This is a genomic window from Pseudomonas sp. WS 5503 (genome assembly GCF_012985385.1).
GTDB classification, from domain to species: domain Bacteria; phylum Pseudomonadota; class Gammaproteobacteria; order Pseudomonadales; family Pseudomonadaceae; genus Aquipseudomonas; species Aquipseudomonas paracarnis.
Map to the genome: position 1 here is coordinate 373543 of NZ_JAAQWI010000003.1, position 14048 is coordinate 387590.

Below are 14048 nucleotides of genomic sequence, written 5' to 3' on the forward strand. Positions count from 1 at the left end.
AAAAAGCGCGTTTGTCCTAAAACATACTTGGGTGCAACTTAAACGGCAGAAACTGGTTGCACCTTATTTGCTTTGTTGAATAGCATTCGCGCACCAAGGTGCAACCAACCCTCTGGGTGGGTTCATCGGCTGGCGGCTTTCCTGGGGAAACGTCAGTCATAAATGCGCGGCATGCAGGTTCGTCTATCCGGTTATCCACGGGTGGCCGTCCCCATGACCGTCGCTACATAAAAACAAAGCCAGGGCGTCACTCCTATGAGCGTTAGTAATCCAACCCTGATCACGTTCGTGATCTACATCGCAGCAATGGTTCTGATCGGCCTTATGGCCTATCGCTCTACCAACAACCTTTCCGATTACATTCTGGGCGGTCGCAGCCTCGGTAGCGTGGTGACAGCCTTGTCCGCTGGTGCTTCCGACATGAGCGGCTGGCTGTTGATGGGCTTGCCGGGCGCGATCTACATGTCGGGTCTGTCGGAAAGCTGGATTGCCATCGGCCTGATCGTCGGTGCCTACCTCAACTGGTTGTTCGTGGCCGGCCGCCTGCGCGTGCAGACCGAACACAACGGCGACGCCCTGACCCTGCCGGATTACTTCTCCAGCCGCTTCGAAGATAAAAGCGGCCTGCTGCGGATCATCTCCGCTGTGGTGATCCTGGTGTTCTTCACCATCTACTGCGCCTCCGGCATCGTCGCCGGCGCCCGCCTGTTCGAAAGCACCTTTGGCATGTCCTACGAGACCGCGCTGTGGGCCGGTGCTGCAGCGACTATTGCCTACACCTTCATCGGTGGTTTCCTGGCAGTCAGCTGGACCGACACCGTGCAAGCCACGCTGATGATCTTCGCGCTGATCCTCACGCCGATCATCGTGCTGCTGGCCACCGGCGGCGTAGACACCACCTTCCTGGCCATTGAAGCCAAGGACCCGACCAGCTTCGACATGCTGAAAAACACCACCTTCATCGGCGTTATCTCGTTGATGGGCTGGGGCCTGGGCTACTTCGGCCAGCCGCACATCCTCGCGCGCTTCATGGCGGCGGACTCGGTTAAGTCGATCGCCAAGGCGCGTCGCATCTCCATGACCTGGATGATCCTGTGCCTGGGCGGCACCGTGGCGGTGGGCTTCTTCGGTATCGCTTACTTCTCGGCGCACCCGGAAGTGGCAGGCCCGGTGACTGAAAACCCAGAGCGTGTGTTTATCGAGCTGGCCAAAATCCTGTTCAACCCATGGGTTGCCGGTGTGTTGCTGTCGGCCATTCTGGCGGCTGTGATGAGCACCCTGAGCTGCCAACTGCTGGTGTGCTCCAGCGCCCTGACCGAAGACTTCTACAAGGCGTTCCTGCGCAAAGGCGCTTCCCAGCTTGAGCTGGTATGGGTCGGTCGCATCATGGTGCTGGTAGTGGCCTTGATCGCCATCGCCATGGCCGCCAACCCGGAAAACCGTGTACTGGGCCTGGTCAGCTACGCCTGGGCCGGTTTCGGTGCAGCCTTCGGCCCTGTGGTACTGATCTCGGTCATCTGGAAACACATGACCCGCAACGGCGCCCTGGCCGGCATCCTGGTCGGCGCGATCACCGTGATCGTGTGGAAGCACTTCGAATTGCTGGGCCTGTACGAAATCATCCCAGGCTTCATCTTCGCCAGCCTGGCGATCTACTTCGTGAGCAAGATGGGCGCACCGACGGTGGGCATGGTCGAGCGTTTTGATGCTGCGGAAAAAGATTACAACTTGAACAAGTAATTCGCTGGGCGTTTAACGCCTACTGAACGAACAAGAAAGGCCCACGTCCGAAGGACACTGGGCCTTTTTTTGTGTGGGCTGATTGGTGCAATTGCCGTCGATGCCCGTGGGTTCCAGCGGCGCTCACGTAGGACCTTACTTATTTGCCGAGGCAGCGCTCGGCAAGGCGAACGGCTGGTGCAGAATCGACCGCCCACCCTTCGCAGAGAAACACCGGATGTTCGCTCCTGCCAACCAACCTGCATTTACCCTGGCCCTGGATGGGGCGCCGAGTGATTTCGAGGTGTTCGCGTTCGACGGCACCGAGGCCATCAGCCAGCCCTATCGTTTTGAACTTGAGTTGGTCAGCGAGCAGCCGGATATCGACCTGGAGGGCTTGCTGCATCGCCAGGTGTACTTGGGCTTCGACGATCAGGGGCATGGCGTTCACGGCCTGGTGTATCGGGTTGCCCAGGGCGACTCGGGCCGGCGCCTGACGCGCTACCAGCTCAGCCTTGCGCCGCATCTGGCGTACCTGGCACACAGCAGCCACCAGCGCATTTTTCAGCATAAGACGGTGCCGCAGATTGTTGCCCAAGTGCTGGCCGGGCAGGGGATTCACAGTGACCGCTTCGAGTTCCGGTTGAGCGGTGATTACCCTGAGCGTGAATATTGCGTGCAGTTCGGCGAGAGCGACCTGGCGTTCATCCAGCGCCTGTGTGCCGAGCTGGGGATTCACTATCACTTCCAGCATTCCCCCGCAGGGCACCTGCTGGTGTTTGGCGATGACCAGACCGTATTTGCCCAGGCAGATCAGCCCACGCCGTACCGGCCTGGTTCGGGAATGGTCGCTGCTACCACTGCGATCAAGCGCTTCACCTTGCAATTGGCGACCTGCACCACGGCGTTGAATCTTCGCGATTACGACTTTCGCAAACCCCATGTCGAGCTGGAAAGCGCAGCCGTCGACAAGTCATTGCCCAAGCTTGAAGCGCAGCACTACCCCGGCAACTTTTCCGACCGAGCCCAAGGCAGATGCCTCGCCCAGCGTGGCCTGGAGCGGTACCGCAGCGACTATCGTAGTGCCCATGGCCAGGGCGATGAGCCGGCGTTGGCCAGTGGCCGGTTTCTGCAGTTGCGTGAGCACCCCCGTGAGGACTGGAACGACCTGTGGCTGGTGACGCAGGTGCGCCATGAAGGCAAGCAGCCTCAGGTGCTGGAGGAGGCGGTCACCGAGGAGGACGGAGGGGAACTGCGCCAAGGGTATCGCAACGCATTTGTCGCCGCGCCATGGGATGCGGTGTTTCGTCCGCCCTTGCCGGAGCAGCCGCGCCCGACGGTATCGGGATATCAAAGTGCAGTGGTCACCGGCCCGGTTGACAGTGAGGTTCACTGTGACGAATACGGCCGGGTCAAGGTGCAACTGGCCTGGGATCGTGTCGGCGAGCACAACGACCATTCCAGTTGCTGGCTGCGGGTCGCCAGTGGCTGGGCCCATGACCGTTATGGCGTGGTGCTGATACCCAGGGTGGGCATGGAAGTGCTGGTGGGGTTCGTCAATGGCGACATGGATATGCCGCTGGTGGTGGGGTGCCTGCCCAACGCCGCCACGCCTGTGCCCCTCGACCTGCCCGCGGACAAGACCCGTAGTCTCTGGCGTAGCCAGAGCAGCCCTGGCGGTGGTGGCTACAACGAACTGCGTATCGAGGACCGCAAGGGCGCCGAAGAAATCTACCTGCGCGCCCAGCGGGACTGGACCCAGCATGTGCTGCATGATCAACAGGTACAGGTCGATAACCAGCGTCGCGTGCAGGTGGGCGGCGAGTCGCGCCATGAGTTGCAGGGCCAGGAGCAGCGCATCACCCACGGCAACCGTTTGACCGAGCTCAAGCAGGATGACCATCTGGTGGTTGGCGGTTCGCGGCACATGCGTGCCGGGCAAATCATTGCGCTGGGGGCCGGGCAAAGCATCATCATTGATGCGGGTGCCAGCGTGACGATCCAGGCGGGCGGGCAGTCGATCACATTGTCAGCGGGCGGGATTTTCAGCAGTGTGCCGATCCAGCTCGGCAGCGCGCCTGCCCCGACGCCGGCGCCGTTAATGCCTGGGTTGAAAGAGGCTGTATTGGCAGCGGTTCCCGCGCCGTTAAGCCGTGCACAAGTGTTCAGCCTCAAACGCAGCGCGCCGTTCTGCGAAGAATGCGAGCGCTGCAAGAGCGGCCAGTGCGACATCGACGCCCATACACGGAGTGCGTCCTGATGCCCGCGCTCTTGACGCCCAATGCCTGGCTGGCGCAATACCCGTTGCAGCCTGATGAACAGCTGTACGCCGTGCTGGGCAATGCCAGCGACGCCAAGCCGCTCGCCGCCTGGCAAGCCACGGCCGCTGCAAAGATGCCGCGACCGATCTGGGCGGGCACGGCCTACGCTGACTGGGATGAGGTCATGCCCTACGTTGGCGTCGTTGAGCCGAGCAGTGCCTTTCTCGATTGGATAGCCACCACCCAAGCGCCGGATTGGGGCTGGCTGGCGGTCTCGTCCAGCCCGCTGGAGGTGGTGATCGCGCATTTTAAGGGTTTGACCCAGGTGTACCTGCCGGAAAGCCAGCCGGTGTTTTTGCGTTTCTGGGATGGCGCGCACCTTTTGCCGATGTTGCAGTCATTAGGCGACGAGGCCGGGCGCGTGTTGCCAGTGTTCCAGCGCTACTTGATCAACGGCCAGCCGCTGTCGGTGGCGGCCAAACCAGTCACTGCGGCCCCAGCCAGCCCCTGGTGGCAGGTGCCGGAATCGTTGCTCAAGCATATGGCGCAGCAGTCACCGCAGGTGCTGGTCGACAACCTGCTGCAATGGCTCCAAGAGCAGCGTCCTGACCTCTATACCGCGTTTACGCCAGCAACCTTGCAGCATAAAGTCGCCTACTTCGCACGCAGGCCGCAAATCAGCCATGGTGCATTGGCTGATTACCTTGCCTCGCAGCTCAGTTGAGCCCCTGGCGATAGCGTCACTTCCGTGCCGCCCGCCATGCGGCCCTGCACCTTTGCACCGGTAGAAGGTAAACTTCGCCCCCTGCGCAGGAGCAACCATGAATTATCGTCACGCCTTTCACGCCGGCAACCATGCCGATGTCTTCAAACACCTGACCTTGACCCGCCTCATCGCCCTGATGTCGCGCAAGGAACAGCCGTTCGCCTACCTCGACACTCACGCAGGCATTGGCTTGTATGACTTGCAGGGCGACCAGGCCAACCGCACCGGTGAGTACCTGGAAGGCATCGCCCGCCTGTGGGGCGCAAGCGACCTGCCGCCGCTGACCGCCGACTACATGCGCGTGTTGCACGAGATGAACCCGGATGGCCAGTTACGCTACTACCCGGGCTCGCCGGAACTGGCGCGCCGCCTCACGCGGCCCCAGGACCGTGTGTTGCTCAACGAGAAGCACCCTGAAGATGGCGTGCTGCTCAAGGACAACATGAAGGGTGATCGCCGCGTCAAAGTGCATCTGGGCGAAGGCTGGCACGTGCCACGGGCCTTGCTGCCGGTACCGGAAAAGCGCGCGCTGATGCTGATCGACCCGCCGTTTGAAAAACTCGACGAAATGCAGCGTTGCGCCGCGTCCCTCAAGGAGGCTGTTAGCCGTATGCGCCAGACGGTGGCGGCGATCTGGTACCCGGTGAAAGACCAGCGCATGTTGCGCCGTTTCTACCAGGACCTGGCCGGTACCGGTGCGCCGAAGCTGCTGCGTGTGGAGTTGCTGGTGCATCCGCTGGACACGCCCAATACCCTTACCGGCTCGGGCCTGGCGATTGCCAACCCGCCGTGGGGCCTGGAAGAGGAATTGCGTGAGTTGCTGCCATGGTTGTCCAAGCAACTGGGCCAGACCCAGGGTGGCTGGCAGATGGATTGGCTGATCGCCGAGTAACCGATCGTTCCCGCGCTCCGCGTGGTAACGCAGCCTGTGACGCTCCGCGTCACGATGTTAAAAGCGGACGCGGAGCATCCAGTACGGCATTCCCACGCGGAGCGTGGGAATGATCATGGCACAAGGGTCAGATCGGGCAGGTCACGCCCGTGCCGCCGATCCCGCAGTAGCCCTGGGGGTTCTTCGCCAGGTACTGCTGGTGATACGCCTCGGCGAAGTACACCGTCGGGGCCTCTTCGATTTCCGTGGTGATCTCACCCAGGCCGGCCTTGCTCAGCTCTTGCTGATACGCCTCGGCACTGGCCTTGGCTGCCGCCAGTTGCTCAGGCGTGGTGGCGTAGATCACCGAACGGTACTGGCTGCCGATGTCGTTGCCCTGGCGCATGCCCTGGGTCGGGTTGTGCAGTTCCCAGAACATTTTCAGCAGGTCTTCGTATTTCACCTTGGCCTGGTCATACACCACCAGCACCACTTCGCTATGGCCGGTCAGGCCCGAGCAGACTTCTTCATAAGTGGGGTTAGGCGTAAAGCCGCCAGCGTAGCCGACCACGGTGCTGACCACGCCGTCGCGCTGCCAGAACTTGCGTTCTGCGCCCCAGAAGCAGCCCAGGCCGAAGATCGCAAAGCCGACGTCATCCAGGAACGGGCCCAGCAGTGGGTTGCCGTTGACGAAGTGCGTTTCCGGTAACTTCATCGGGGTTTCACGACCAGGCAACGCTTGTTCTTGAGTAGGCAGCACGTTTTTGTTCACCAGAATTTCCGAGCGCAAGACCATGATCAGTCCTCTCGTCAGGTTGAGTAACAGTAAATTGTCAGACAGCCAGTGTGCCCGAGTGTTACAGCGCTGTCAGGCGATTGGCCCGCGCGGGTAGCGTTTAAGCCTCTGCATCAGCTCGGCACCCGGGATCGGGCGGTCGAACAGGTAGCCCTGGCCCACGTCGCAACGGTGCCGGCGCAGGAACGCCAACTGCTCAGCGGTTTCGATGCCTTCGGCCACGACCTTGAGTTTGAGGTTGTGGGCCATGGCGATCACCGCCGAGGTGATTTCCATGTCGTCCTGGTTGTCCGGGATTTCATGGATAAAGCTGCGATCAATCTTAATGATGTCGATGGGGAATTTTTTCAAGTAGCTCAGCGACGAGTAACCGGTGCCGAAGTCGTCCATCGCCAGGGTCAGGCCAAAGCTCTTGAGCTGGTCCAGTTGCAGGCGCGTATCTTCAGTGGCTTCCAGCAGCAAGCCTTCGGTCAGCTCCAGCTCCAGCAGGTTGGCCGGCAGCTGTTCCTCCTTGAGGATGGTGGCAATCGAGGCCACCAGGTCCGGGTCGGAAAATTGCTTGGGCGACAGGTTGATGGCCACCTGCAAGTTGCCCAGGCCTGCGGCCGTCAATTGCCGGCTCATGCGGCAGGCCTGGCGCGCGATCCATTTGCCGATGGGGATAATCAGCCCGGTTTCTTCAGCCACGCTGATGAACTGGTCGGGGCGGATCATGCCTTTTTCCGGGTGGTTCCAGCGCAACAGCGCTTCCATGCCCAGCAGGCGACCGCTGCGCAGGCATAGCTTGGGCTGGTAGAACACGTCCAGCTCGTTCTGGGTCAGGGCACGGCGCAGGTTGTTTTCCACGAACAGCTTGTAGCTGGCCTCGGCATTCAGCGCTTCGGTAAACACTTGCACCTGGTGCTTACCGTTGGCTTTGGCCTTGTGCAGGGCCAGGCCGGCGTTGCGCATCAGGGTCTGCGGGTCGCGGCCATGCAGCGGCGCGCAGGCCAGGCCCACGGAACCGGTTACGCTGATCAACTGGTTGTCGACGAACATCGGCTTGTCGAGGGTGGTCAGCAACTGGCTGGCCACCTGCTGGCCGGTCTCAAGGTCGGCATCGTCCAACAGCACCGCGAATTCGTTACTGGCAAAACGCGCCAGGCTGCCGCCGCTGCTCAAGCTGTTGCGCAGGCGGCGCGCCAGGCTGATCAGCAACTTGTCGCCAGTCTGGTGGCCGAGGCTGTCGTTGATGCGCTTGAAGTTGTCGATGTCCACCAACAGCAGGCTGATCGGGCTGTCGCTGTCGCGGGCAAAGCGCTCGTCGAGGTTGCGAATGAACGCCGGGCGATTGCCCAGGTTGGTCAGGTTGTCGGTGTAGGCCAGGCGTTCGATGCGCTGTTGGGCCAGCTTGGTCTGGGTGATGTCTTCGTAGATGCCGATGTAGTGGGTCAGCTCGCGGTTGTCGCCATACACCTTGGAAATCGACAGCTGGCCCCAGTACGGTTCCAGGTTCTTGCGGCGGCTCTTGAACTCGCCTTGCCAGCTGTTGCTTTTGGCCAAGGCCGAAGGCGCGTCGAACAGCAATTCGCTGAGGTTTTCCAGGGCTGGCAGTTGGGCCAGGCGATGGCCGTGGACTTCTTCGGCGCTGTACTGGGTGATCGCGGTGAAGCTGGGGTTGACGTACTCCACCACGCCGTCGCAATTGACCAGCAAGAACGCGTTGGCGCTTTGCTCCACGGCGCGCTGGAACAGGTGCAGGGCGCTGGTGGCAGTGCGGCGGTTGTGGTTGTTGATGACTTGGGCGAACTGGTCTGCCAGCTCGCCGGCGAACGCGATTTCATCGGACTGCCAGGCGCGTGGGCTGCCACCTTGCTCCAGGCACAGCACGCCGACGACCTGGCCGTCGACACGGATGCTGGCGTCGAGCATCGCGTGGATGTCCTTGGCGCGCAGGCTTTCGGCCATTTCCCGGGTGCGTGGGTCGCGCAGGGCGTGGGTGGCGTCGATGGCGCGGCTGGAGTGCAGGGCCTCCAGATAATCCGGGAAGCCGCTGGCATCAATGGCTTCAGGCAGATGGTGTTGTTGATCGGCGCGGTGATAGGCGGAGATCGGTACCAGATGATGGCCTTCGAGGTTCCAGATGCTGGCGCAGTCGATCTGGTAAATGTCGCAGGCGCTGCGCGTGATCAGTTCAGCGGCTTCTTGCAGGGAATTTGGCGTTGTGTAGCGTTGGCGCGCCAGCAGCAGGATCAATTCCTGCTGGGCGCGCACTCGTTCCAGGTGTTGCAACTGCTCCTGCTGCGCTCGCTGGTTGAGCTCCAGGGCGATTTGCAGGCGGCTGTTCTGGTTTTCCAGGTCGACCGTCGGGGCGGGTGCGCTGGTCTCGCTGAACAGCCCCTCGACCACCATCAGGTAGCCGCGCACCAGGTGGCGGTTATGTTGTTTGTAGGCCTCGCCCATCTCCAGCACGCTCAGCGGGCCGTCATGGGTGTGCAGGTTGTAGCGCACCAGATAATGGGGGCTGTGGGCCAGTTGCTGCTGGATCGCATCGTGCAACTGGTAGCGCGCCTGGGGTTCCATCAGGCTGGCGTAGGGCGTGCCGATCAAGGCGCAGAGTTCAACCGCCGGCAGGCCGAACTGGCGTTCGCAATTGGGATCGAGGTAGAGCAGGGCCCAGCTTGCCTCATTAAGCCGCTCGAAACGCAGCATACCGAGGCGCGAAGGCACCGGTAATTGCGTCACTACCTCGGCCGCCATACGGGCGACATCGGGTTGGCTTTTCATGGGGAAACTCGCTTGGGAAAATGCGCACTGCGCTGGGCTCACGCCCTCTTGACTGTCGACTGCGGCAAGGTTGCATCATGCAGGACGCAGTGACAAGAGAGGATGAAGGCTAAGTGCTATAAGCCTGTTATCGGCCGCGCGAGGGATTTCTGTAATTGGGGTGATCGATGGTGCGTTGACGCAGGTAGGGTGCTTGCGTGTGGCGAGCAAGCTTGCTTGCGCAGCGGCCCCAAAATCTTGGGAGCGCTTCGCACTCCAGCGGGAGCAAGCTCCCTCGCCACAGCAAGCTCGCTCCTACAAAAGACAGGCAAAAAAAGCCCCGCCAAGTGGCGGGGTTGAGGTACGAGCGTGGCGCTCGGAAATCGGTGTGGCAAGGGCCTTCCAGGTAAAAGGAAGGCCCTGCGACTTACAGCAGGATGGTGCGGATGTCGTTCAGCAGCTGGCTCAGGCGCTGGGTGAAGCGCGCAGCCGCAGCACCGTTGATCACACGGTGATCGTAGGACAGCGACAGTGGCAGCATCAGCTTGGGTTGGAACGCTTTACCGTCCCACACAGGCTGGATGGTGGCCTTGGACACACCCAGGATCGCCACTTCCGGCGCGTTGACGATTGGCGTGAAGCCAGTGCCGCCAATGTGGCCGAGGCTGGAGATGGTGAAGCAGGCGCCCTGCATGTCGTCCGGGGTGAGCTTCTTGTCGCGGGCCTTGGCAGCCAGCGCAGCCGCTTCGCCAGCGAGTTGCAGGAGGCTCTTCTGATCGACGTTCTTGATGACCGGTACCAGCAGGCCATCCGGGGTGTCGACCGCAAAGCCGATGTGCACGTACTTCTTGCGAATGATCGCCTTGCCGCTTGGCGCCAGCGAGCTGTTGAAGTCCGGCAGTTCCTTGAGCAGGTGTGCACAGGCCTTGAGCAGCAGTGGCAGCACGGTCAGCTTCACGCCGGCCTTCTCGGCCACGGCTTTCTGCGCAACGCGGAACGCTTCCAGGTCGGTGATATCGGCCTGGTCGAATTGGGTCACGTGCGGGATGTTCAACCAGCTGGCATGCAGGCCTGCCGCGCCGATTTGCATCAGGCGGGTCATCGGCACTTCTTCGATTTCGCCGAAGCGGCTGAAATCCACGGTACGGATCGGCGGAATGCCCGAACCACCGGTAGCGCCGCCGGCAGCCGGAGCTTCCTTGGCTTTTTGCATCATGGCTTTGACGTAAACCTGCACGTCTTCCTTCAGCACACGGCCGTGAGGGCCGCTGGCTGCAACAGCGCTCAGCTCGACGCCAAATTCACGGGCCAGCTGACGCACGGCTGGGCCGGCGTGAACCTTGGCACCGCTTGGCGCAGGCGCAGCAGCCCCGGGGGCTGGCGCAGCTTCGGCTTTTGCGGCCGGAGCAGGGGCAGCAGCGGCAGGTGCCGCTTCAGCCTTGGCAGCCGGAGCAGCAGCCGGTGCTGGTGCTGGTGCGGCGGCTGGCGCAGCACCTTGTACTTTGAGCTTGAGGATGAAGTCACCGGTGCCGACTTCGTCTTCCAGCTTGACCGCGATGCTTTCCACCACGCCGGCAGCCGGCGATGGGATTTCCATGGAAGCCTTGTCGGACTCCAGGGTGATCAGCGACTGGTCGGCTTCAACGGTGTCGCCGACCTTGACCAGCAGCTCGATGATCTTGGCCTTGCCCGACGAACCGATGTCCGGGACGTGAATGTCCTGGACGGTCGCTGCGGCAGGTGCAGCGGCCGGGGCTGGAGCAGCCTCGGCAGCGGCAGGCTTTTCAGCAGCAGGTGCAGGTGCAGCGGCGGCCGGAGCAGCGGTCGCAGGGGCTGCATCAGCAGCGCCTTCGATTTCCAGCTCCAGCAGTTCGTCGCCTTCTTTCAGACGGTCGCCCAGCTTCACTTTCAGGCTTTTGACCACGCCGGCCTTGGGAGCAGGGATTTCCATGCTCGCCTTGTCCGACTCGAGGGTCAGGATGCTCTGGTCGGCTTCGACGGTGTCGCCGACCTTCACAAACAGCTCGATTACTTCACCTTCACCGCTGCCGATGTCAGGTACGCGAATGAGTTCGCTCACAAAAAATCTCCTCAGCAGTCCAGTGGGTTGCGTTTTTCCGGGTTGATCCCGAACTTGACGATAGCGTCAGCCACCACCTTGGGTTCGATCTCACCACGGTCAGCCAAGGCTTCCAGGGCTGCCAACACCACGAAGTGACGGTCGACTTCGAAGAAGTGACGCAGCTTCTTGCGGCTGTCACTGCGGCCGAAACCATCGGTGCCCAGGACTTTGAATTCCTTGGACGGGACCCACTGGCGAATTTGTTCAGCAAACAGTTTCATGTAGTCGGTAGAGGCAATGACTGGACCCTTACGGCCGGCCAGGCACTCTTCGACGTAGCTCTTGGCTGGTTTCTGGCCAGGGTGCAGGCGGTTGCTGCGCTCCACGGCCAGGCCGTCGCGGCGCAGTTCGTTGAAGCTGGTGACGCTCCATACGTCGGCACCGACGTTGAACTCGTCGCGCAGGATCTTCGCCGCTTCACGCACTTCGCGCAGGATGGTGCCGGAGCCCATCAGCTGTACGTGGTGCGCCGCTTCCTTGGTGTCTTCTTCGAGCAGGTACATGCCCTTGATGATGCCTTCTTCCACACCGGCCGGCATGGCTGGCTGCTGGTAGGACTCGTTCATCACGGTGATGTAGTAGAAAACGTCCTGCTGCTCTTCGGTCATCTTCTTCATGCCGTCCTGGATGATCACCGCCAGCTCATAGCCGTAGGTTGGATCAAAGGTGCGGCAGTTCGGGATGGTGGCAGCCAGGATGTGGCTGTGACCGTCTTCGTGTTGCAGGCCTTCGCCGTTCAGCGTGGTGCGGCCGGCGGTGCCGCCGATCAGGAAGCCACGGGTGCGGCTGTCGCCAGCGGCCCAGGCCAGGTCGCCGATACGCTGGAAGCCGAACATCGAGTAGAAGATGTAGAACGGCAGCATTGGCTGGTTGTGGCTGGAGTACGAAGTACCGGCAGCGATGAAGGAGCTCATGGCGCCCGCTTCGTTGATGCCTTCTTCGAGGATCTGGCCCTTCTTGTCTTCCTTGTAGAACATCACTTGGTCTTTATCGACTGGCTCGTAGAGCTGGCCGACGGAGGAGTAGATGCCCAACTGACGGAACATGCCTTCCATACCGAAGGTACGGGCTTCGTCCGGGATGATCGGGACGATGCGCGGGCCGATTTCCTTGTCCTTGACCAGCTGCGCCAGAATGCGCACGAAGGCCATGGTGGTGGAGATTTCACGGTCGCCCGAGCCGTCAAGGATAGCCTTGAGGGTGTTCAGGTCTGGCGTCGGTACGCTGAAGCTGTTGGCGCGGCGCTGTGGTACGAAACCGCCCAGTGCGCTGCGACGCTCGCTCAGGTAGCGGGCTTCGGCGCTGTTTGGCTCTGGCTTGAAGAACGGCAGGTTCTCCAGCTCTTCGTCCTTGACCGGGATGTCGAAGCGGTCGCGGAACAACTTCAGGCTGTCGACATCGACTTTCTTGGTGTTGTGCGCGGTGTTCTTCGCTTCGCCGGCACCGGTGCCATAACCCTTGATGGTCTTGGCCAGGATGACGGTGGGTTGTTCTTTGTGGTTGACCGCTTCGTGGTACGCCGCGTAGACCTTGTACGGGTCGTGGCCGCCACGGTTGAGCTTCCAGATCTCGTCGTCGGACAGGTCGGCAACCATGGCCTTGAGTTCAGGCGTGTTGAAGAAGTGCTCGCGAACGAACGCGCCGTCCTTGGCCTTGTAGTTCTGGTACTCGCCGTCGATGACTTCGTCCATGCGACGTTGCAGGATACCGTCGACGTCCTTGGCCAGCAGTGGGTCCCAGAAACGGCCCCAGATGACTTTGGTCACGTTCCACTGAGCACCGCGGAACACGCCTTCGAGTTCCTGGATGATCTTGCCGTTGCCGCGAACGGGGCCGTCGAGGCGCTGCAGGTTGCAGTTGATGACGAAGATCAGGTTGTCGAGCTTCTCGCGGCCGGCCAGGGAGATGGCGCCCAGGGATTCCGGCTCGTCGCACTCGCCGTCGCCCAGGAAGCACCAGACTTTCTGCTTGCCTTCCGGGATGAAGCCACGGGCTTCCAGGTACTTCATGAAGCGTGCCTGGTAGATCGCCTGGATCGGGCCAAGGCCCATGGAAACGGTCGGGAACTGCCAGAAATCAGGCATCAGCCAAGGGTGCGGGTAGGACGACAGGCCCTGACCGTCGACTTCCTGGCGGAAGTTGTTCATTTGTTCTTCGCTGATGCGACCTTCCATGAACGCCCGGGCGTAGACGCCTGGCGAGGTGTGGCCCTGGAAGTAGATCAGGTCGCCGCCGTGTTCGTCGGTCGGGGCCTGGAAGAAGTAGTTGAAGCCGATGTCATACAGGGTTGCGCTGGAAGCGAAGCTGGAGATGTGACCGCCCAGGTCCGAATCTTTCAAGTTCGTGCGCATTACCATCGCCATGGCGTTCCAACGTACCAGCGAGCGAATGCGGCGTTCCATGAACAGGTCGCCAGGCATGCGTGCTTCGTGGGTAACGGGGATGGTGTTGCGGTATGGCGTAGTGATGGCGTAAGGCAGTTGCGAGCCGCTGCGGGTCGCGAGTTCGCCCATACGGGTCATCAGGTAGTGAGCACGGTCTTCGCCTTCTTTGTCGAGAACCGATTCCAGGGCGTCCAGCCATTCCTGGGTTTCGACGGGATCGAGGTCTTGCATGGCTTGCTCCAGGGCGGAAAGGCTACCAGAATCGGTTGCCTGAAGTTTGCGACTGGCCTTGTGGGCAGACGACATAAATTCTTGGATGGCCGAAGGTTGCTTCGGCGTCCTGTAGTTTTACTACAAATCGTCGGCCATTTCAGCCTTTCGAAT

The 14048-nt window shown here is 61.4% G+C and carries 8 protein-coding genes; 4 read left to right on the plus strand and 4 right to left on the minus strand.

The features are described 5' to 3' along the window. Positions 1-255 precede the first annotated feature (255 nt). From putP to rlmJ, 4 genes are all read left to right on the plus strand, one after another. Entirely contained in the window at positions 256-1740 is a 1485-nt protein-coding gene (gene putP, locus HBO10_RS10795) for a sodium/proline symporter PutP (RefSeq protein ID WP_034125609.1), read from the plus strand. A 217-nt stretch (positions 1741-1957) separates the two neighbouring features. Next, positions 1958-3979 carry a type VI secretion system tip protein VgrG gene (locus tag HBO10_RS10800; protein ID WP_034125610.1) on the plus strand — a complete coding sequence of 674 codons (2022 nt, stop codon included), beginning with the start codon at positions 1958-1960 and terminating at the stop codon, positions 3977-3979. Next, a complete protein-coding gene (locus HBO10_RS10805; RefSeq protein ID WP_034125611.1) occupies positions 3979-4704 on the plus strand; it encodes a DUF4123 domain-containing protein in 726 nt (241 codons plus the stop codon). Before HBO10_RS10800 ends, HBO10_RS10805 begins: the two co-directional genes overlap by 1 nt. A 97-nt stretch (positions 4705-4801) precedes the next feature. Next, positions 4802-5638, plus strand: a complete 837-nt coding sequence (gene rlmJ / locus HBO10_RS10810) for a 23S rRNA (adenine(2030)-N(6))-methyltransferase RlmJ (RefSeq protein WP_032893901.1) — start codon at positions 4802-4804, stop codon at positions 5636-5638. A 127-nt stretch (positions 5639-5765) separates the two neighbouring features. Here the strand turns inward: rlmJ and msrA are convergent, their stop codons facing one another. The 4 genes from msrA to aceE all read right to left on the minus strand — a co-directional run bounded on the left by msrA (position 5766) and on the right by aceE (position 13895). After that, positions 5766-6413 (minus strand): peptide-methionine (S)-S-oxide reductase MsrA, encoded by a 648-nt coding sequence (gene msrA, locus HBO10_RS10815; protein WP_014716620.1) that lies wholly within the window; start codon positions 6411-6413, stop codon positions 5766-5768. Positions 6414-6485: 72 nt separating this feature from the next. After that, entirely contained in the window at positions 6486-9179 is a 2694-nt protein-coding gene (locus tag HBO10_RS10820) for a GGDEF and EAL domain-containing protein (RefSeq protein WP_034125612.1), read from the minus strand. 406 nt (positions 9180-9585) lie between these two features. Beyond that, positions 9586-11238 carry a dihydrolipoyllysine-residue acetyltransferase gene (aceF, locus tag HBO10_RS10825; protein WP_034125613.1) on the minus strand — a complete coding sequence of 551 codons (1653 nt, stop codon included), beginning with the start codon at positions 11236-11238 and terminating at the stop codon, positions 9586-9588. A gap of 11 nt (positions 11239-11249) precedes the next feature. Continuing rightward, on the minus strand, positions 11250-13895 hold the full coding sequence (gene aceE, locus HBO10_RS10830; RefSeq protein WP_034125614.1) for a pyruvate dehydrogenase (acetyl-transferring), homodimeric type: 2646 nt from the start codon (positions 13893-13895) through the stop codon (positions 11250-11252). Positions 13896-14048: the final 153 nt, after the last annotated feature.